Origin of the sequence: Pseudoalteromonas sp. ESRF-bin5 (assembly GCF_002632075.1) — a bacterium.
GTDB lineage: Bacteria > Pseudomonadota > Gammaproteobacteria > Enterobacterales > Alteromonadaceae > Pseudoalteromonas > Pseudoalteromonas marina.
Genome location: NZ_NTLW01000218.1, coordinates 1 through 19,199 on the forward strand (window position 1 = coordinate 1; position 19,199 = coordinate 19,199).

Annotated in this window: 18 protein-coding genes and 1 riboswitch; of the genes, 7 read left to right on the plus strand and 11 right to left on the minus strand. The window is 40.9% G+C overall.

Translation table 11 applies throughout. From position 1 onward, the window contains the following. Positions 1-719, minus strand: a 719-nt coding sequence (locus BCG07_RS13165) for a glutamine synthetase beta-grasp domain-containing protein (RefSeq protein ID WP_286890516.1), incomplete at its 3' end; no start/stop codon positions are given. Between the two features lie 506 nt (positions 720-1,225). Between BCG07_RS13165 and typA the strand changes: the two genes are divergently transcribed. Further along, complete coding sequence (gene typA / locus BCG07_RS13170; protein ID WP_243531963.1) at positions 1,226-3,049, plus strand: translational GTPase TypA; 1,824 nt, start codon at positions 1,226-1,228, stop codon at positions 3,047-3,049. Between the two features lie 297 nt (positions 3,050-3,346). Here typA and BCG07_RS13175 read toward each other — a convergent pair whose 3' ends face one another. The 4 genes from BCG07_RS13175 to BCG07_RS13190 form a co-directional block, all read right to left on the minus strand. Further along, positions 3,347-4,075 (minus strand): CBM9 family sugar-binding protein, encoded by a 729-nt coding sequence (locus BCG07_RS13175; RefSeq protein ID WP_243531960.1) that lies wholly within the window; start codon positions 4,073-4,075, stop codon positions 3,347-3,349. A gap of 72 nt (positions 4,076-4,147) precedes the next feature. After that, complete coding sequence (locus BCG07_RS13180) at positions 4,148-4,573, minus strand: BLUF domain-containing protein (protein WP_138740540.1); 426 nt, start codon at positions 4,571-4,573, stop codon at positions 4,148-4,150. An 88-nt stretch (positions 4,574-4,661) separates the two neighbouring features. Beyond that, positions 4,662-5,750 (minus strand): MBL fold metallo-hydrolase, encoded by a 1,089-nt coding sequence (locus BCG07_RS13185; RefSeq protein WP_243531958.1) that lies wholly within the window; start codon positions 5,748-5,750, stop codon positions 4,662-4,664. Positions 5,751-5,892: 142 nt separating this feature from the next. Then, positions 5,893-6,546: a DUF2959 domain-containing protein gene (locus BCG07_RS13190; protein ID WP_006791329.1), complete on the minus strand. Its 654-nt coding sequence runs from the start codon at positions 6,544-6,546 to the stop codon at positions 5,893-5,895. An 85-nt stretch (positions 6,547-6,631) separates the two neighbouring features. Between BCG07_RS13190 and BCG07_RS13195 the strand changes: the two genes are divergently transcribed. Together BCG07_RS13195 and dtd are read left to right on the plus strand one after the other, a co-directional pair. After that, the gene (locus BCG07_RS13195) at positions 6,632-7,534 is read left to right on the plus strand and encodes a virulence factor BrkB family protein (protein ID WP_008127015.1); all 903 of its coding nucleotides are present in this window, start codon (positions 6,632-6,634) and stop codon (positions 7,532-7,534) included. After that, positions 7,535-7,972: a D-aminoacyl-tRNA deacylase gene (gene dtd, locus BCG07_RS13200; RefSeq protein ID WP_006791326.1), complete on the plus strand. Its 438-nt coding sequence runs from the start codon at positions 7,535-7,537 to the stop codon at positions 7,970-7,972. On the opposite strand, the gene BCG07_RS13205 is transcribed toward dtd, so the two are convergent. Beyond that, positions 7,956-8,681 (minus strand): spermidine synthase, encoded by a 726-nt coding sequence (locus tag BCG07_RS13205; RefSeq protein WP_243531955.1) that lies wholly within the window; start codon positions 8,679-8,681, stop codon positions 7,956-7,958. The two genes, dtd and BCG07_RS13205, sit on opposite strands and share 17 nt — an antisense overlap. A gap of 172 nt (positions 8,682-8,853) precedes the next feature. Between BCG07_RS13205 and BCG07_RS13210 the strand changes: the two genes are divergently transcribed. After that, positions 8,854-9,747 carry a bifunctional GNAT family N-acetyltransferase/hotdog fold thioesterase gene (locus BCG07_RS13210; RefSeq protein WP_243531953.1) on the plus strand — a complete coding sequence of 298 codons (894 nt, stop codon included), beginning with the start codon at positions 8,854-8,856 and terminating at the stop codon, positions 9,745-9,747. 67 nt (positions 9,748-9,814) lie between these two features. On the opposite strand, the gene BCG07_RS13215 is transcribed toward BCG07_RS13210, so the two are convergent. The 5 genes from BCG07_RS13215 to dapA all read right to left on the minus strand — a co-directional run bounded on the left by BCG07_RS13215 (position 9,815) and on the right by dapA (position 15,025). Continuing rightward, positions 9,815-10,849: a phospholipase A gene (locus tag BCG07_RS13215; RefSeq protein ID WP_006791323.1), complete on the minus strand. Its 1,035-nt coding sequence runs from the start codon at positions 10,847-10,849 to the stop codon at positions 9,815-9,817. Positions 10,850-11,052: 203 nt separating this feature from the next. Further along, a complete protein-coding gene (locus BCG07_RS13220) occupies positions 11,053-12,174 on the minus strand; it encodes a succinylglutamate desuccinylase/aspartoacylase family protein (protein ID WP_243531951.1) in 1,122 nt (373 codons plus the stop codon). Between the two features lie 5 nt (positions 12,175-12,179). Further along, positions 12,180-13,385, minus strand: coding sequence for a PLP-dependent decarboxylase (locus BCG07_RS13225; protein WP_243531949.1), 1,206 nt, complete (start codon positions 13,383-13,385; stop codon positions 12,180-12,182). Beyond that, on the minus strand, positions 13,385-14,125 hold the full coding sequence (locus BCG07_RS13230) for a 2,3,4,5-tetrahydropyridine-2,6-dicarboxylate N-succinyltransferase (RefSeq protein ID WP_006791320.1): 741 nt from the start codon (positions 14,123-14,125) through the stop codon (positions 13,385-13,387). Before BCG07_RS13230 ends, BCG07_RS13225 begins: the two co-directional genes overlap by 1 nt. Before the next feature lie 15 nt (positions 14,126-14,140). Further along, positions 14,141-15,025, minus strand: a complete 885-nt coding sequence (dapA, locus tag BCG07_RS13235) for a 4-hydroxy-tetrahydrodipicolinate synthase (protein ID WP_058429990.1) — start codon at positions 15,023-15,025, stop codon at positions 14,141-14,143. Between the two features lie 128 nt (positions 15,026-15,153). Beyond that, positions 15,154-15,350, minus strand: a riboswitch (Lysine riboswitch). Between the two features lie 191 nt (positions 15,351-15,541). On the opposite strand from dapA, the gene BCG07_RS13240 reads away from it, so the two are divergent. The 3 genes from BCG07_RS13240 (at position 15,542) to BCG07_RS13250 (ending at position 19,104) form a co-directional block, all read left to right on the plus strand. Then, positions 15,542-16,246: a DNA-3-methyladenine glycosylase I gene (locus tag BCG07_RS13240; protein ID WP_286890523.1), complete on the plus strand. Its 705-nt coding sequence runs from the start codon at positions 15,542-15,544 to the stop codon at positions 16,244-16,246. A 2-nt stretch (positions 16,247-16,248) separates the two neighbouring features. Next, positions 16,249-17,658, plus strand: coding sequence for a protein adenylyltransferase SelO (locus BCG07_RS13245; protein ID WP_286890525.1), 1,410 nt, complete (start codon positions 16,249-16,251; stop codon positions 17,656-17,658). Between the two features lie 390 nt (positions 17,659-18,048). After that, positions 18,049-19,104 (plus strand): OmpA family protein, encoded by a 1,056-nt coding sequence (locus BCG07_RS13250; protein WP_006791316.1) that lies wholly within the window; start codon positions 18,049-18,051, stop codon positions 19,102-19,104. Positions 19,105-19,199: the final 95 nt, after the last annotated feature.

A 19,199-nucleotide genomic window follows, 5' to 3' on the forward strand; every position in this document is an offset into this window, starting at 1 on the left:
TATTTCATTTCTTGGATTTCATCTGCTTTTAAAACCATAGTATTAAAGCGAGTTGCAATTTCGTTTTGGCCTGCTGTTGCTACTTCGTGGTGATGTGCTTCTACTACTTGACCTAGTTCTTCAAGTACTAAACAGGTAGCTGAACGCCAATCTTGTGAAGAATCTACAGGTGAACAAGGGAAGTAACCGCCTTTAACACCTGGACGGTGACCAGTGTTGCCGCCTTCATAATCTTTATCTGAGTTCCATGCCGCTTCTACAGCGTCAACTTTGTACATTGAACCAGACATGTCTGATTTGTATTTAACATCGTCAAAAAGGAAGAACTCTGGCTCTGGGCCAAATAATACGGTATCAGCAATACCTGTAGAGCGCATGTAATCTTCAGCACGTTTAGCAACTGAACGCGGGTCGCGCTCGTAACCTTGAAGTGTAGAAGGCTCTACAACGTCACAACGTACGATTAATGTTGTTTCTTCAGTGAAAGGGTCAAGTTTTACTGATTCAGCAACAGGCATTAAAACCATGTCTGATTCGTTTATGCCTTTCCAACCAGCAATTGAAGAACCGTCGAACATTTTACCGTCTTCGAAAAAATCTTCATCAACTTGGTGATGAGGAATAGATACATGTTGCTCTTTACCCTTTGTATCAGTAAAGCGTAAATCAATGAACTTAACGTCATTTTCTTTAATAAAATCTAAAACCGATTGTGACATGTGTCCTCCAACTATTGGGTTTTATTATTGCTGCATAATTGCTTTGGGATTTATTAAGCTGATTTTGTGCCATTTTTATAACTCTATGTTTATAGGTTAAAAAAACTTAGTTGCTACAATGTGGGGCATAAAACAGCACCATTATGGTGCAGTTAAATTCCACTTTGGTGCAGGCTATGTGCACTACAATTTGTTGTTAATTTAATCGCTCAAAATCAGCATAACCTAAATGTAAAAGAGTGCCAAAAATATCGTATAAATAGTGTAAACTGCATTTTTTAAAAAATAATGGCAATTTATTTCATATAATTGTCATATATAAAACAGATACTTAGTAAAAGTATTGAGAAAGTTTTGAAAATTGTATTGGATAAACTTTCATCCATGTCATTAATGAGGGATAATATGCGCCCTTTTAAATCCTATGCTTGGACATCTCGTGAAAACGCAGATGAGTGCGTAGATCTTGCAGGATCATTGAGAATTTAATTTCTCTGAGTAAATATATGAGCATCGAACAGTTAAGAAATATAGCGATTATCGCGCACGTTGACCACGGTAAAACAACTCTGGTTGACAAACTACTTGAGCAATCAGGTACATTAGAAACACGCGGCGGTAACGAAGAGCGCGTGATGGACTCAAACGACATTGAGAAAGAACGTGGTATTACCATTTTAGCTAAAAACACAGCTATCTCTTGGAATGACTACCACATCAATATCGTAGATACCCCGGGACACGCCGATTTCGGTGGTGAAGTTGAACGCGTACTTTCGATGGCTGACTCAGTATTATTACTTGTTGATGCTCAAGAAGGTCCAATGCCACAAACGCGTTTCGTAACGCAAAAGGCATTCGCGCAAGGCTTAAAGCCAATCGTCGTTATCAATAAAATTGATAAGCCAGGTGCACGCCCAGATTGGGTTATGGATCAAATCTTTGATTTATTCGATAACCTTGGTGCAACTGATGAACAGTTAGACTTTAAAGTAATCTATGCATCAGCTATCAACGGCTGGGCAACATTAGATTTAGACGAGCCATCAGACAACATGGAACCTATGTTCAAGATGATCGTTGACGAAGTATCACCACCGGATGCAGATCCTGAAGGTGACTTCCAAATGCAAATCTCTCAGCTTGATTACAACTCGTATAAAGGTGTAATCGGTATTGGTCGTATCAAACGTGGTTCTGTTGCGACTAACCAACAAGTTACAGTTATTGGCGCTGACGGCACGACTCGTAACGGTAAAATTGGTTCAGTACAAAGCTACTTAGGCCTTGAGCGTATCGATACTGAGAAAGCTTATGCTGGTAACATCGTAACCGTTACTGGTCTTGGTGAGCTTAAGATTTCAGATACGCTTTGTTGTCCTAACAACGTTGAAGCATTACCACCACTAAGTGTTGATGAGCCTACAGTTACAATGACGTTCTCTGTAAATAACTCTCCGTTCTGTGGTAAAGAAGGTAAGTTTGTAACATCACGTAATATTCGTGAGCGTTTAGACAAAGAATTAGTACACAACGTAGCACTTCGTGTTGCAGATACTGATAACCCAGATAGCTTCCGCGTATCAGGTCGTGGTGAATTACACCTAGGTATCTTAATCGAGAACATGCGTCGTGAAGGTTATGAGCTTGCTGTATCTCGTCCAGAAGTAATATTACGTACTGTTGATGGCGTGTTAGAAGAACCGTATGAAACACTAACGATTGACTGTGAAGAAGAGCACCAAGGTTCTATCATGGAGCAAATTGGTCTTCGTAAGGGTGAACTTACTGACATGGCACCAGATGGTAAAGGCCGTATGCGTATGGACTTTATGATCCCAAGCCGTGGCTTAATCGGTTTCCAAACTGAGTTCATGACACTTACTTCGGGTTCTGGTTTACTTTACCATACGTTCGATCACTACGGTCCGCACAAAGGTGGCGAGCTAGGTGTTCGTAAGAACGGCGTAATGATTGCAAACGCAACAGGTAAAGCACTTACTAACGCATTATTTAACTTACAAGAGCGCGGCCGTTTATTCATCGGTCACGGTGTTGAAGTTTATGAAGGTATGGTTATCGGTATTCATAGCCGCGATAACGACCTTACAGTTAACGCGCTTAAAGGTAAGCAACTTACTAACGTTCGTGCATCTGGTACAGATGAAGCACAAACACTTACACCACATCTGAACTATTCACTTGAGCAAGCGCTTGAGTTTATTGCTGATGATGAGTTAGTAGAAGTTACACCTGAGAACATTCGTATTCGTAAACGTCATTTAACTGAAAATGAGCGTAAACGTGCGGGTCGTGCTCCTAAATCATAATCTATTAATTTAGAATAATGATTTTTAAAAGCCGCGGTATTGCAAAATACAGCGGCTTTTTTGTTTTTAAAGCAAGAGAAGCTTTCAGTTTTTAGTTATCAATATTGAGCTCTAAAAGCACAGCGCCTCTTGTCCTCTTGGTGAAAAATATGCTTAAAAAATATTTGCACAAAGAGAAGATAATGAGAAGTAAAAGAGCAAGCGCTAGAACAACTGATAGTTCAAAGCTTCTATTTTGTTGGTTGGTTTTTTCGTTGTGTTTCGCTGCGCTTAAACCAACCTACACGCTAACTTACATCACTTTTTTGGTAGTAAGGTGATTTTGCCAAATACATCTGCGTCTATAAATCCTCGGTTTCTGTCACCGTTCACTGGCTGTACTTCGTGTGACCCCATAAAGTGCTCGCGTGTTTCACTGCCATCGTTATCGCAATACGCGAGCATAAAGCCTATTACTTGTTTTGGCTTTAGGGTGATCGGAGTGTTATTAGCCCCTTCTTTATAATCATTCGGGTAGAGTTTTATCGCAACTTCCCAAGTAATGTTATAGGGTGCAGTGGTATTGCGTTTCCAGTTGCTAACTAAGTGGTCGGTATACAAGTGCGCTTTTTTATCAGGGCCGTAATCGGCAGCTTGGTTATCAAGGCCAATATGGTACGCTAAAGCGGTGTGGTTAAATTGGTGAATCCCGCCCGATGCATCGCTATCTATAAATATTTCAAGGGCATCGTCATCCCAATATTTATAGGTAGGGTCTGGGTGTGTGTCTATTAAAACATCATCTACAATATCGGCTTGTAGGTATAAGAATTTTTCATCCCATAATAAGCGATAGCGGCCTTTAAAATCGGCATCGTTTGAAGGCAATGTACCATCCATTAAATGTGGCATATCGTGCCAAGCAGCCTTATCCCATGCGCTTTCAGATACGCCGTCAATATTAATAGGGGTTGACGTATATTTAACATCAGCAGCCATTACTTGGCTGCTGATCACTAAGCTCGTGGCTAACAGTACTTTTTTCATTAATTGTTCCATTAATTAAAGTTGGCTTAGCTTGGCTTAAGTTAACAATAAAAACAATAATACATGTGAATTTTAACTAATAGCACCTGTAATGCTGCCTTTTAACGCTACCATTAATAAGTGGGCACTTTCGCCAGACATTTTAAATGGATTAAAATCAACAGAGCCTGAAAATTTCAGACTCAGTGATTGGGTTACTCTAGATTGTGGAACATAACCCATAGACCACTTTTCAAATTCTCTTTCTGGAATTTGGGTATAGTTAAGCATAATTACATTGTGGTGACGTTTGTCGTTTAATATTTGTTGATAGGTATTATTTACTGCGGTTCTGGAGCCTTCAAGGCACTGTAAAAAGTATTCGTTACTAAAGCAAAGCATGCAGGTAACATGTGTTTTTACATTATAGGTACGAGCACTTTGTAAAATACTTTCTATATCTTTTGGGCCAAAGCCGTCTGAAATTTTGCTTGCGTAAATTAGTCGTACTAGAAACATAATAACCCCACATTGCTTAGTTAATTAAAGATAGTTCAGCTAGAGGGTTATTACGAATTATGTTGATGTATTTCAGCTGGTGGGCAATTTAAAATTTAATACTTTCACCTTCATTTAAAATATAAAGCGGCACGGGTGATTTCATTGTTTCATGCATGTGTAATAAACGTAGTAAAGCTGAATGACTACTTCGGTCGCCCATTTTCCATGATGAGTTACCGTACCCCCACGGTACCATGACTTTACAGTTAAGCTCGTGTGCGGCCTTAAGAGCATCTTCTGGGGTTGTATGAACATAACGATACCACTTGGGATTATCTTCGCTGTAGTAAGAGGCTATCGGCATTAAGCACACATCAATATCGCCATACTTTTGCTGAATATCGCTAAAGTGTTTGGAGTAGCCGGTGTCGCCTGCAAAAAATAAGGTGCTGCCATTTTGTTCAAGTAGCCAGCCATTCCATAAGTCTTTATCGTTGTCTTCGTAAATAAAGGGTACTAATAAACGGCTGCTAAAGTGATGCGCTGGTAGTGCATGAATGGTTAAATCATCAATTTTAGTTTTTGCATACCACGCCATTTCGCTAATATTAAGTCCTGCGTTTGGAAAGTTATCTGCCATGCCTAATGGTGCTAAGTAGCGAGGTTGATTACCTATTTCTTCTATGTCTGATTTATTAAAATGATCGTAATGAATATGCGAATACATAATGGCATCTAGGTTTTTAAGTTCGCTTTGAGTAAGCCAATCACCAGGTTGTCTATAAAACCCAGAGGCAAGCTTAAATGCTAAATCAACGGGTGAGTCAAACTGCTCTTTTACGGGGTCGAACACTACATGCTGTCCATTTGGTGTTTGGATCATAAAGCCAGCATGGCCTAACCAGCGTATATTAAAGCCAAGGTTTAGCTGTGGCTTTAATTGCTCAGCGTTAAATGTGCAATTTTCAGCAGTGGTTTCGCATATTACATTCGGGTGTTGTGGGTAGCAGTCAGCTTCACAAGTAACCGGATAGGTTTTATCGCCCGCATAAAGGTTGTGATAACGCCCTTCACGCTCACCTGATTCATGAATTGGCGTTATGCTGTCTTGCCCAGCAATTACATTTACAGTGTTTGCGCTGCAGGCGGCTAAAAAGCTTGAGGTAATAAGTAAGCACAGAGTATGTAATTTCATTTCGACTGTTGTTATTGTTTTAAAGAAATTAAAGCTTATCAAAAGCTATTTATTAAACAATGTGTTAATCGTAACAAAAAATAATCACAAAAAAGCCCGTTAAGATTAACAGGCTTTTAGAGTTGTTATAAAAATAGCATTATTAGGCTTTGTTCATTTGCTCAATAAACTTATTTGAATCGGCGATTGACTTGTTCATGTCGTTCATCAGTATCTGAATGTCGCGTTTAAGGTTAGTAAATTCACCTTTTATAGCAGCAACTGCCTGTGCATTTAAATTATGCTTTAAGTACAAAACGTTATCTTTTAGTGATGATAGTACTGGTTCCATTTTACTTTCAGCACTGCGCATAGAACGAAGAAGCTGATCAAATTGGCGCTTAGTGGCATTAAGTTTTTTACTGCTTTCGCGTTTTAACGAAGCGCTTTTGTACTGTTCTAATTCATCGCTCCACTCGTCAAACAAGGCTTCAGCAACATCCTCTACTTTATTGATATTGGTAGTAACGTCGTCTGCGGCTTTAAGGCTTGATTCGTAATCGTCATTTAGTTGATTGTAAGCATCTTGGAGCTCACCGCCATCAAAATTAATTAGTGTAGTTAAACGCTCAAGCGCTGACTGAAACTCTTCTTGAGATTCTTCTTGTGACTCTTTGGTTTCTTCTACGCGGTCAATAAGAATGTCACGTTTGTGAACACCTACTTTTTCCATTGCAGAATAGTAAGCTGATTGACACCCAGATAATGCTAACGTTAGGGCAAGTATTGATGCGCTTAACAGTGTTTGTTTTTTCATTTGATTCCCTATTTACGTGTAAGTGCTGTAAATTCCGGTGCTGATTGTTATGATAATCAAAACTCGATAAGCACAAGTCAATTGTATGAATGATAAGCTCTCCCATTACAAACAGCAAGTTAAGTCCTTTATGCGCCAGCAACCCGGTTGGTGGATGCAATATATTAATCGTTGTATAGACGATCAAATTACAGTCAATGCTGGTTACCTTGCTTACGTAACTCTGCTTTCATTAATACCGCTTATCGCTGTAGGGGTTGCAATATTTTCAGCGTTCCCGGGGTTTGAATCGACTCGTATGGAAATAGAAAGCTTTTTGTTTACTAACTTTGTGCCGACCTCTACGGATGTGATTAGAGAGCATATTAGCTCCTTTGCAGGCAATGCCAATCAAATGACTGCAGTGGGTATAGGTTTTTTAGCCGCTGTTGCCTTACTTTTAATACGTAATGTAGATGCAACACTTAATCGCATTTGGCGTATTAAGAAAAAGCGCCCAATGATGATTTCATTTGCAGTGTATTGGATGGTACTGAGTTTAGGCCCAGTGTTACTGGGGGCAAGTATTGGTGTAACTTCATACATTGTTTCTTTGGTATCGTTTGCTGATCAAGGTATTCCGGGGTTTAGTGGATTTTTATTAAAATTACTTCCCTATGGAATTTCGATGATGGGCTTCATCATGCTTTATACCTTAGTGCCAAATACACGCGTATCGTTTAGAGCCGCTGTGCCAGGGGCATTGTTTGCTGCACTTTTATTTGAGCTAACAAAAAAAGGGTTTGCACTTTATATTAGCCACTTTCCTTCATATGAGGTTATTTACGGTGCGGTAGCAACAATTCCTATTTTATTTGTGTGGGTGTATTTAGCGTGGGTAGTTGTACTTTTGGGCGCCGAATTTACGGCGTGTATTAGCCCAAATGATATTGAGGATACCCCAGAAATAGAACTGGAAGAAGAACCTAAATCAAAGGATATAAGTTAAATGCAAGGGCTAATACAGCGCGTAAAACACGCAAAGGTAGAAGTTAACAACCAGGTAATTGGGCAAATAGAGCAAGGTATTTTACTTTTGTTAGGTGTTGAAAAGGCAGACGATAAAGGGGCAGCTGATAAGCTTTTACATAAAGTCAGTAATTACCGAATTTTTACCGACGAAAACGATAAAATGAATCTAAGTTTAAAGGACATGGGTGGTGAATTATTAGTTGTTTCGCAATTTACGTTAGCCGCAAATACCAAAAAAGGGATGCGTCCGAGCTTTTCATCGGCAGCGACCCCAACCCAGGCTAATGAGTTGTATGTGTATTTTGTAGACCAAGCCAAAGCGCTGGGAATTAGAGTCGCCACCGGTGAGTTTGGTGCCGACATGCAAGTGAGTTTATGCAACGATGGACCGGTTACGTTTAACTTATCTGTTTAGGGTGTTGTTTACTAATGACCACTATATGGTTAACGTAACCTGAAATTTTTTGAGGGTATACAGTATAACCAAATACATCGAATAATAGCTTTTGGAGCTGTTTTAACTGTGAGTTGTGTTGCGATAAAAAGTTAATAAATAGTTTGCCGGTAGTGTTAAGTGCTGCGTGAATTTTTTCATAAAATGCGTGCTCAAATAAAAATCGGGGCGCATCTATCTGGCAGAATAAATCTAATATAACCCAATCTATATCACGCGCAGTAGTAAGTACCACCTGCGCATCATTGCATAGTAAGTTTTCGTTACTGCTTGATGCAAAAAACTGCGAATAACATGCCAATATGCCTGCATTTTTTTCAACTGACGTTATATTTACTTGAGGGTGTTGCTTAAGTAAATAGTTACGAATAGCCCCACCGCCTAATCCAAGTTCAAGCACGTTATTAGGTGGTGGCAGTGTTTGCCATTGCGCTGCTAAATATTGCAAATGAGGGAACAACAGAGTTCGTGGATTATTAACGTCGATAATGGATTGCAACGTGTTGTTTATTAACAGCCAGCGTAAATTACCATGCTCGCGAACTTGAATGTGATCGCCATTTACGTTTTGCCAATAAAGTAGCGTTCCTTCATTTTGGCTGTTTTCAATAAAATGACTGTTAATTAGGCCTGTTGAGGTATCAATGTATGTGGTCATGGTATTTAGCATAAACCAGCTTTAGTAAAGCGCAATGGGATCTGTCATTAATTTTTTACGTATTTTAAAAGCTTCACCAAAGTCGTATTTGCAGTTTTGTTAAGATGGAGTATGGTATTTGCCATCAACAGGTTGAGGCCTTTTTAAATTTTTACATGCGGCTTTTACAGCAACAGGAGTAAGTATGTTTCAGGTAAGTACCCCACAAAGTAGCGAAGATTGGCAAGCTTATTATCAATTACGCTGGCAGGTTTTACGCGCGCCTTGGGGTGAACCAAGAGGTTCTGAACAAGATGATTTAGAACAAGACGCTGAACACCGCTTTATAAAAAATAAAGAGGGTGACGTATTAGGTGTGGCTCGATTACATTTTAATAACCACGAGCAAGCTCAGGTTCGTTATATGGCTGTGGCTGAAGATAACCGAAATCAGCATATTGGTAGTCGCCTGTTACATGATTTAGAAAAAATAGCGTGGACACAAAATGCCGATGAACTGGTGTTATTTGCACGTGAGCGAGCGCTTGAATTTTATAAGCGTCATGGGTACGAATTAAAAGAAAAAGCGCACTTGGCGTTTGGTGACGTACAACATTATAAAATGGTTAAGCAAAAACCGAGTGAGCCGGGTTGGTTCCGCCATCCAAATTGGACTCAAGTACTGCAAAATATCTGGCGAGAATCAATTCCTATTAGTGATGCAATGGGCATTAAGGTAGAAAGTTACACAGATTGGCAATTTACAACCAGCGCTGATTTAGACGCTAATTTAAATTTACATAACACCATGTTTGCTGGTTCTATTTATAGTTTAGCCACATTAACTGGCTGGGGCGCAACGTATTTGGCGCTCAAAGAAGCGGGACTTGAAGGTAGCATAGTTTTAGCCGATGCGAGTATTAAGTACTTAAAGCCACTCAATACAGATCCGCGTGGTTGTGTAGATTTACAAGCGTGTAAAGGAAAATTAAGCGATTTAGAAGCCGATGGTAAAACAAGTTATGTGGTACCGGTAACCATTTATGATGGTGACAACGTAGTTGCTGAGTTTGAAGGTGTGTTTGCAGTAAAAAAATAACGAGTAATTTTTAATTAAAAAAGCCAAGCACTTAATAATTAATGCTTGGCTTTTTTATAAGCTGATTTTACAACAAATCAGTTAATAATATACCTACACCTATACGTTCAACATCAGCGTTATAATCAATTAAGCTTTCACCGTAGCCGTTAAAGTATTGCGCGTAGCCACGAACGCGGCCCCACAAAGGAAATGACCAATCAAGCTGAAGTGCACCACGATTGTCTGAATTTAAGTTATTACGAGTCATAAAGCTAAATTCATGATCGTGATATCGATATGCACCGCTAAATTCAAAGTACCCCATGTATTTGTAAATATCAGGGTTATCATCCCCTTTTGCATCTAGCAGGTTTTCTTTTTCGTCTTCAGCTATGCGATACCAAGGTTTAAAGCTAAAAACAAAGCCTCGGTTTTCCCATATGAAGTCGGCGTAAATACGGTTCCACGAGCGTGAGTTTGGTTGGCTTCGACCATTTGACTGGTGTGAAATACCTAACACAATAGCCATTTCATCGCCCCAAAGTACGTTTTCTGGATCCAGGTAATTTATCCAAAAAATTTCAGGCTCATAGTTGGTTTCACGAAATGGCGATGAAATCTCTGAGTTATAAATTTGCCAATAGGACTGCAGCGTAAAACCAAAATACAAGGCTTGGTCTTCGTCAGAAAATTCGTCAAACAAGGGAACCTTGATTGAAAGTTGATATTTTGCTTCTAAGTTATCGAGCGTATCACCATCTTGTTCATCGGTGAGCTCATCAAAACGGTCAAAAGGGCGATCGTTAGGATGCGATACGTATGATAATGGCAATATGTAATTTCGTTTGTGGGGTGTGATTACATTACGATTTTTTTTACCAACCTCTTCACGTGCTTGGCGTTTATCGAGTGCGGTCAGTTGTTTGTTTTCTTCCAGTGCAGAACATTTTTTACGAAGCTCATCGAGTGTTTGCTTGCCATCGCCCCCAATCACTTCATTCAAAATACATTGCTTAACGAGTTCTATACTGCTGTCTTGCTCGTTTGTTTGTACTTCGTCTTGCGCAAATGCTGCGGTACTTAGTAAAGCTGAAAGGGTGATCCAGTGGCGCCAGCTCATTGTAATTCCTTGTGAGTATTGGGTAGGTTGTGATTTATTTTATTATAACGCTTTTTACATTAGGTACAGTGAACTTTTACTGAACTGTTTACATTACGTTAAAGGCGGTACTAACAGATCAAAAGAAAAGCGGCCAAAGCCGCTTTATCTAATGTACATTAACTTAGGAGATTAATGTACTCTCACGCAATGAGAAGGGTGAGCTATAGCTCAAATACGTTTGTAAAAAATTTATACAACTCAGTGCCTTGATTAACGCTTGCTGAGGCAAAGTGCAAAATAGCGATAGCATCGCAATCAAGAGTCAGCGTTTGTAATGGTTGTTCACTTAGATAGCGTTCCATACGTAAAATATGTGCGATGGGCTCGCCTGCTTTAATATGACCACCAAGTGGTGCTACATATTCAACCATGCCGCCAATAGGGGCGTAAAAGGCAAAGTAGTCATCTAGGTTACACGCATAGCGAGTTATATTAGCTGGTTTATGCGGTGCATCTACTAATACGTTCTTATGATTTAGGTAGCATAATATGCTCTTTGCATCGTTGAGTGCTTCTTTTAAATCTATTTTTTCTTGGCTACCTAGCTCAACTGTAAAGGCTTCTACCTGCACGTTGAACGAACGCCCTTGCGCGCTAAGTGCATTACTTAAGTGCCACCATGGGCAAAAGCTAGCTTCATCCATAGCGCCATCAAAGTCGCTTGGGATCAGCAGTACATGTTCAATATTAAAATAACGAGCACTGTCTGTTGCATAGGTTGGGCAATATAAATGCTTACTTGAAATAGGGCCTGTGTGTAAATCGAGCACTATGTCGGCTTGGTGCGCAAGCTTTTGCAGGTTAAGCGCAATGCGTTTACCGGTATTGAGTAAATATGCGGGGCCGTTAAGTTTGGTGTCTATTTCATCAAGCAAGGCTTGTTTAAAGTTATCTTTTAAAGCTGCATCGTCGTACTGGCTATGATCTTTGGCAAACTGGGTGACTAAATCACTATTGTAGTGATACATACGGTTCCAGTTAGTGCCAGTAATAGGGTCGAATCGGCCAAGGGTAAACTCCCCTGATTTTTGATTGCAACCAATAGGGTTAGCATATGGTACTAAGGTAATGTCGCCTTTTAAATTGAGCTGTTTTAACTGCTCTAGCAGCTGAAAAATAACCGCGTTACCTTGTACCTCGGCGCCATGCATGTTGGCTTGAATATACACGCTTGGACCTGTGCCGTCGCCTTTTAAGCGATACACCGGGATAGTGAGAGGCAAGCCATTTGCTACTTCCCCTACTACAATGTTTTCTTGGCTAATGGGTGTTGTTATGCTCATGTTTATTACCTTAAGTAGTGACTGGCATCTTCTGCTTGGCGTACACAGGTGAGCTCGCCATTTTGTAACACGTATTCTGCAGCTAGTTCATGGCATAAAAAATAGGGCATGCTTTCGGTAAAACCATAGGCGCCACATTGGCTAAACACCAGCCAGTCTTGCTCGTTTAAATCGCTTGGTAGGGTATGCTCGCCTAAGCAATCAAGGGCAGTACATAATGGGCCATATAGGCTCATTGCTTGTTCTGGCGCCGTTGATTCGCGCAATAACGCCGCAGGAAAATCTTGGCTTGTAACAGCAGGACGCAATAAGTGGTTAATACCACCGGTTAAAATAACTTGCTGTTGGCCGTAGTTTTGTTTGCACTCTACTACGGGGTTAGCATAATGACCGCATTCGCCTACAGCGTAGCGGCCAAGCTCCATCCAAAGCTCGTCTACACCCGCCTCTTTTTTAATTTTAGCAAGCGCGGCTATAAGGCCATCCCACTCAAGGATTGTCTCGTTTTGTGTATAAGGAATGCCTAAACCGCCGCCTAAATCGAGAATTTTAAGGTTTATATTTAAGTTATTAGCCAAGGTGGTAAGCGGTGCAATCATTTGCGACCACAGCTCGCTTAGCTTTTGCGTGCTAAGCATGTTGCCCCACTGAAAAATATGCAGGCCATCAAAATTAAGTGCTGGGTAATCGCCAGTATTGAGCGCTTGCCATTCATCACAGCCAAGCCCAAACGGAGTTAGGCTGTCGCCGCCTAGTGGGTTTTTTTCACCTTCAGGCCAGCGTAGTTGCACACGCAATAAAACTTGCAGCTGCGTATTTTGCAGCTGCGCTTGTTGGTTTAACCAACGCACTTGATTGAGGCTTTCGGCAACAAAAATACGTACGCCGCGCTCAATAAAGTGTTTAATTTGTTTAGAGCTCTTTGCAGGCCCTGTGTTGAGCACGCGCTGCGAACTAATACCTTGTGCAAGGACTTGTTCAAGTTCACCTTTACTTGCTACGTCAAAGTTAAAGCTTGCGCTATCTAAGCTTTGAATAATCTTAGAAAGCGGGTTCGCTTTTACTGCATACCAAAGTTTTACATCGGTTTGCGCAACTAAGCGCGTAAGGTGTGCGTTTAGTTTATCTAAGTCGTAAACAAAAAAAGGAGTATCAAGCTGCTGTGTAAGCGTATTAACAGCGGTTTTGATTGGCGTGCTCAAAAAGCTCATTATCGTAAAACCTCTTCTAGCAATAATGATGCATCGCTCTGTTCGTCGCGGTATTTAACAATTAACGCACACGACATGCTTAAGCCTTGCTCACGTGCCCATTCGTTAGACGCCGGGCGAGAGCCAGGTATTACAATTGCGTATTCTGGAATTGGCTCGCCTTTATCTAGCTGACGCTCGTTAACGCAGTCGTATACCGGAATGGTTGCAGATAAGCGCACGCCTGGTGCAAGTACCGCGCCTTTTTTAACCACTACGCCTTCAACAATGACACAACCTGCGCCAATAAACGCATCGTCCTCAACCACAACTGGGCTTGCCCCGATTGGCTCAAGTACACCGCCAAGTTGAACGGCTGCGCTCAAATGTACGTTTTTACCTACTTGTGCACACGAGCCCACTAACGCGTGGCTATCAACCATAGTGCCTTCGTCGATGTATGCGCCAATATTTACGTACGCTGGTGGCATAATAATAGTGCCTTTAGCTACGTAGGCACCACGACGAACGCTTGAACCACCTGGTACCATACGCACGCCGTCGTCAGTGCTAAACTCTTGCGGTGCAAGGTTGTGCTTGTCAACAAACCCGCCTGCAAACTCGGTGTTAGTGCCATTTTTAAAGGCTTCTAAAATGCCTTGTTTTACTTCTACGTTAGCTTCCCATTGGCCGCTTTCGTTTTGTGATGCTGCGCGTACTGCGCCGGATTCTAAATTATTTAGTAGTTCTAACCAGCTCATTATAAAAACCTGTATTTAATGCCAAGATAAAATGGTGTCGTTTGCAGTGGTAATGCAATCGGTTTGCGTTAACTCAAGATGCGTTAAAGGCGGGCGCAGCAACGGGCTACTTAAGCGGCCTTGTTGGTGCATTAGCACTTTAACGGGAATAGGGTTTGCTACAGCAAATAGGCTATTAATAGCGCGAGTCCACTGAGCAAATAAATTGGGGTGTTGGCCACTTAAGCTGCGTTTTACAAATTCGTGTGTTTGCAAAGGCCACGCGTTTGCCGCAACCGATACTAAGCCTTTTGCACCTGCTTGGGCAAAGTAGGGCATAAGTGCATCGTCGCCACTGTATAGCGCTAAATTAGGCGCGGCTTGTCGGTATGCTTCAAATTGGGTGATGTTGCCACTGGCTTCTTTTAAAGCCCACAGTTTAGGGTGCGCTTTTAAGTTTTCAATGGTTTCGATAGGAATGCTTACACCGCTGCGCCCAGGTACGTTGTACAACATACACGGATGCGCGCTTTCGTTTAACAAGCTTTCGTACCAAAGAGTTTGACCTACAGCCCCTGGTTTTGCATAAAGAGGCGAGCCTAATAAGTAGCTGTGAATAGGTAATTGGTTACAGTAGCTAACCCATTCTTTTTGTTGAGCTAAATTACTACCACCAACAGCAACCATAAGCGGTACACTGGGTTTTAATTGGCACACATGCTCAACAATCGCTTGTTGCTCTTTAAGCGTAAGGGCTAAGCCTTCACCTGTACTACCGAGCAGTAAAATACCGTTGTGTGCTGCTTCTTGTTCGCTAACAAGTGTTGTGAGCGTGTCGTAGTCAACATTACCTTGTTGATCAAACGGCGTAACAAGCGCTGTCCACAGTGCGTAGTCGTCTAAATTGAAATTATTGATCATCTCTTACGAACCTATAAGGTGTTCGAGATATTAAAGGGGCTTTATGATGTAAGCCGCATTAACGTCGTTCGAACAGTATTCGAAGAGCGAATGGGCTTAAAATAATAGGGCGCACGGCCTTATTATTTAAGACCAGAAGCTCTCCACCAAACTAATAAGCTGTTTTAAAACAGCTATTGGTGACAGTCGCTAGGATTCAACCTAGTCGCCCGAAGTAATTGCTTCGCAAAAGCGTTTACCTCTCGGCGGTATTCCCCTCACGTATGCTCACTGGAGTTTGCGCTCCTAACATACGCTACCTGAATAACGCACCTCTTCTAGCCCTTTGTATTTTGTTTAACCGCAAAAGGTTTAACAAAATACAATTTAAATAGGGTAATTGCGGCGATTAAAACATTTTAGCCGTCTAGGTGTCAAGTTGCAGGATACAGATTAGTTCATCGAAAATGTGGGTGGTTACGTATTGGCTGCTTTTCTCGTAAACTAACCCTATGAGCAGCGAGGTATTTAATAAGTATGGAAAAATTTAGCGATATTTATAAGCGAGCAGTAGAGCGAAAAGGCTCTGAAAAAATGCTTAAGTTATTACTCGCAAAACCCTTATCTAAAAAAGCATTAAGCACGTTAAGTGACGACGATTGGCTTGAAGAATTTACCCGAAAAGTTTTTCAAAGTGGTTTTTACTGGTCGGTAATAAACAGCAAATGGCCGGGCTTTAGAGAGGTTTTTTGGGAATTCAGTGTTGATAAATTATTAATGATGCCGCCCGATATGCTCGAGCAAAAAGCGAGTGATGAGCGTATTATTCGTAATTATAAAAAGGTAAAAACAATTCCTGAAAATGCCTACATGATCCACGAAATAGCACAGCAACATGGCAGTTTTAGCAAGTTCGTAGCTAACTGGCCAAGCGATGACATTATTGGTTTATGGGCATATTTAAAAAAACACGGCGCCCGTTTGGGTGGAAATACTGGCCCGTATGCCTTAAGAGCGCTTGGTAAAGATACTTTTTTACTTTCGCGAGATGTAGAAAGTTACCTAAGGGCACATAAAATTATTGATGGTGGGCTGCAAACTAAAAAATCACTCACTGCTGCGCAGGCATTTTTTAACGAAATGCAAAAGCAAAGTGGTTTAAGTATGCAAGAGCTAAGTTTAATTGTGGCCTATGGTGTGGGTGACAATCGCGTAGGTATACGTCAACAGTCAGGAAATTAACCATGAAACTAGTGTCGAGATACACAGACATAGCAGATAATTTCGCAGTAGAAGATCAACCATCAAGCGTTGCAGCTCCGCAACTGCTTTTGTGGAACGAAGCGTTAGCACAGCAGTTTAATATAGGTGTTGAGCCGCAGCTGCGTCCTAGTACCTTTGCAGGCAATGAATCACAGCAAATAAAGTCGGTAGCGCTTGGTTATTCTGGGCACCAGTTTGGTCACTTTTCGCCGCGCTTGGGTGATGGGCGAGCACATTTGCTTGGTGCTATAAATGATGATAAAAATCAGCTGTGGGATATTCAGTTAAAAGGCTCAGGCGCCACGCCTTTTTCAAGAGGAGGCGATGGGCGATGTGCACTAGGCCCCGCTATTCGCGAGTATATTATGAGTGAAGCTATGCACGCATTAGGTATTCCCACTACTCGTTGTTTGGCTGTGGTTGGTACCGGCGAAGCGGTTTACCGTAATCCGCCTCAACCAGGGGCTGTTGTTACTCGCCTAGCAAGCAGCCATATTCGTGTTGGCTCGTTTCAATACTTAGCAACCCAAGGCGATGCTGAGGGATTAAAAAAATTAGCTGATTTAGCAATTAAATGCCATTACCCTGAAATAACGAGTGAAGGCCCTGAGCGGTATATCGCTTTTTTGACAGCAGTCATTAGCAATCAAGTGAACTTGATTATTAATTGGATGCGCGTTGGGTTTGTTCATGGCGTTATGAACACCGATAACACGCTCGTAAGTGGCGAAACTATAGATTATGGCCCGTGTGCAATGATGGATAGCTTTGACTTTGACACCGTATTTAGCTCTATAGACAAGCAAGGCCGCTACGCTTTTGGTAATCAGCCAAATATGGCGAGTTGGAATTGTGCTCGCTTAGCTGAAAGCCTTATCCCATTAATTAGCGATGATGAAGAAAAAGCTGTGTCATTACTTACTCCAGTTATACATCATTTTTCAGAGCAATTTAATACTCAATTTACAGTAATGTGGAGCCAAAAATTAGGCCTGGCTGGTGCAAAAGAGGGCGACAAAGATCTTGTTTCTGAGCTACTAACATTATTGCAAGCACATCATCTTGATTACACCAATACTTTTGATGCACTGACGGAGTTTGTGAATGGCAATGCAACTATTCCAAAAGAATTAATTGAGTGGGCGAATAAGTGGCAAAGCCGAACAAGTAAAGATAGCTACAAAACCATGCGAGCAGCCAATCCACGTATAATTCCGCGAAATCATATAATTGAAACAATATTAGCTGAATATAATGAGCTTGGTTCAAGTAAACTGATGAGCCGTTTTGTAAAAGTAGCTAATAAACCGTACCTGTTCAGCGATGATATGGCCGAATTTCAAGAGGTGCCGTCAAATGATACCGACTATAAAACTTTTTGTGGTACTTAAGTGTTGTAAAAATAGATAAGTTAATGATTATAAATAACGATATTTTAGCACAGAGATGTTCATTGATTGAGCAAAGCAAATTCCGGTGTTACTATCTAAACTATAAAGATAAGTTAGTTTCATTGTGAGCAAGAACAATCAATTGAGTTGTCTTTGTGTCTTCTGCATATTATCGATTTATATAATCAACTAGTTGGTTTCTAGCTAGGTAAAGTTTTAAATTTCACCTAAACTGATTTGTTGGATATCGTTATATCGCATTGAAAAAAATTATAAACTTTATTTTTCGTTAAGTATTGATTAACAAAAGTTGAGTTAGTCTGTATAAAACTCAGTGAGCTAGTACTTAATTAGCCACAATTTATTAGTTGTTAAAATGGGAAGAAAACAATGAAATTAAAATCACTAACTATTGCAATTGCGTTAGCTGCAACTAGCGTATCTACATTTGCTGCTGACAAGCAAGAAGGTTTCTACATTGGCGCATTTGGCGACTACTACGATGCGTCTTGGGAAAATATGAGCGCACAAGCTGGTCTTGACGTAAACGAGTCGACTGGCTTTGGTCTTGAAGCGGGTTACCGCTTCAGTGATTTTTGGAGTGCTCGTTTAGAGTATGCAGATCTTGATTTCAATGCATTCGACAAAGCCGCTGGTAACCGTAACAACATCGACGGTAGCCGTTTTGGTATTGATGCGCTTTACCATTTAGATGGCGGTCCTTTCTACGGTTTAGTTGGTATTAAATCAATGGACGTTGTTGATGACAACACGTTCTTAAATGCAGGTGTTGGTTACAGACACTTCATTACTGACAACTTATTCGCTAACGTTGAAACTGCTGTATACCAAGGTATTGATAAAGGTTACACAGATGTTGGCGCTAAATTAGGTATTAACTATTTCTTTGGACAAAACACTATGCCTGCTGAGCCGGTACAGCCTGCGCCAGAGGTTGTTGAAGTTATGGTTGAGCCAGTAGACAGCGACAATGACAATATTTTAGATGCTGATGACAAGTGTCCTAATACACCAATGACAGATGCTGTTGATGGTACTGGTTGTACTTTATATGAAGATAAAGAAGTAACTGTGAGCTTATTAGTAACGTTCCCTAACGACAAAGCTGCTGTATCACAGCGTTACTTAGACGACATCGATCAAGTTGCATCTTTCTTAAAAGATTACCCAGATACAACAGTGCTTTTAGAAGGTCATACTTCAGCAGTAGGTAAAGCGACTTACAACAAAATGCTATCTAAAAAGCGTGCTGATTCGGTAGCTAAGCAATTAATAGCTGACGGTATTGCATCTGACCGCATTACTACGGTAGGTTTAGGTGAAGAGCGCCTTAAAAATGAAGCTAACACAGCCGCTGCACACGCAGAGAATCGTCGTGTTGAAGCGCACATCAAAACAATCAAAACAGTAAAAGTTTTACGTTAATAGATTATTTTGATTATAAAAACCCAGCTTATGCTGGGTTTTTTTATGGCCGCTATTTATGCTTGTCTACCTAAATAGTAATGATTATTACTTAA

What these genes read in the sequence shown, in the direction of transcription:
- typA (WP_243531963.1), top strand. Translation starts at nt 1,226, where the DNA reads ATGAGCATCGAACAGTTAAGAAATATAGCGATTATCGCGCACGTTGAC.
- dapA (WP_058429990.1), bottom strand. Translation starts at nt 15,025, where the DNA reads ATGATCAATAATTTCAATTTAGACGACTACGCACTGTGGACAGCGCTT.
- BCG07_RS13220 (WP_243531951.1), bottom strand. Translation starts at nt 12,174, where the DNA reads ATGAGCATAACAACACCCATTAGCCAAGAAAACATTGTAGTAGGGGAA.
- BCG07_RS13180 (WP_138740540.1), bottom strand. Translation starts at nt 4,573, where the DNA reads ATGTTTCTAGTACGACTAATTTACGCAAGCAAAATTTCAGACGGCTTT.
- BCG07_RS13230 (WP_006791320.1), bottom strand. Translation starts at nt 14,125, where the DNA reads ATGAGCTGGTTAGAACTACTAAATAATTTAGAATCCGGCGCAGTACGC.
- BCG07_RS13190 (WP_006791329.1), bottom strand. Translation starts at nt 6,546, where the DNA reads ATGAAAAAACAAACACTGTTAAGCGCATCAATACTTGCCCTAACGTTA.
- BCG07_RS13205 (WP_243531955.1), bottom strand. Translation starts at nt 8,681, where the DNA reads ATGCTAAATACCATGACCACATACATTGATACCTCAACAGGCCTAATT.
- BCG07_RS13175 (WP_243531960.1), bottom strand. Translation starts at nt 4,075, where the DNA reads ATGAAAAAAGTACTGTTAGCCACGAGCTTAGTGATCAGCAGCCAAGTA.
- BCG07_RS13245 (WP_286890525.1), top strand. Translation starts at nt 16,249, where the DNA reads ATGAAACTAGTGTCGAGATACACAGACATAGCAGATAATTTCGCAGTA.
- BCG07_RS13215 (WP_006791323.1), bottom strand. Translation starts at nt 10,849, where the DNA reads ATGAGCTGGCGCCACTGGATCACCCTTTCAGCTTTACTAAGTACCGCA.
- BCG07_RS13225 (WP_243531949.1), bottom strand. Translation starts at nt 13,385, where the DNA reads ATGAGCTTTTTGAGCACGCCAATCAAAACCGCTGTTAATACGCTTACA.
- BCG07_RS13185 (WP_243531958.1), bottom strand. Translation starts at nt 5,750, where the DNA reads ATGAAATTACATACTCTGTGCTTACTTATTACCTCAAGCTTTTTAGCC.
- BCG07_RS13210 (WP_243531953.1), top strand. Translation starts at nt 8,854, where the DNA reads ATGTTTCAGGTAAGTACCCCACAAAGTAGCGAAGATTGGCAAGCTTAT.
- BCG07_RS13195 (WP_008127015.1), top strand. Translation starts at nt 6,632, where the DNA reads ATGAATGATAAGCTCTCCCATTACAAACAGCAAGTTAAGTCCTTTATG.
- BCG07_RS13250 (WP_006791316.1), top strand. Translation starts at nt 18,049, where the DNA reads ATGAAATTAAAATCACTAACTATTGCAATTGCGTTAGCTGCAACTAGC.
- dtd (WP_006791326.1), top strand. Translation starts at nt 7,535, where the DNA reads ATGCAAGGGCTAATACAGCGCGTAAAACACGCAAAGGTAGAAGTTAAC.
- BCG07_RS13240 (WP_286890523.1), top strand. Translation starts at nt 15,542, where the DNA reads ATGGAAAAATTTAGCGATATTTATAAGCGAGCAGTAGAGCGAAAAGGC.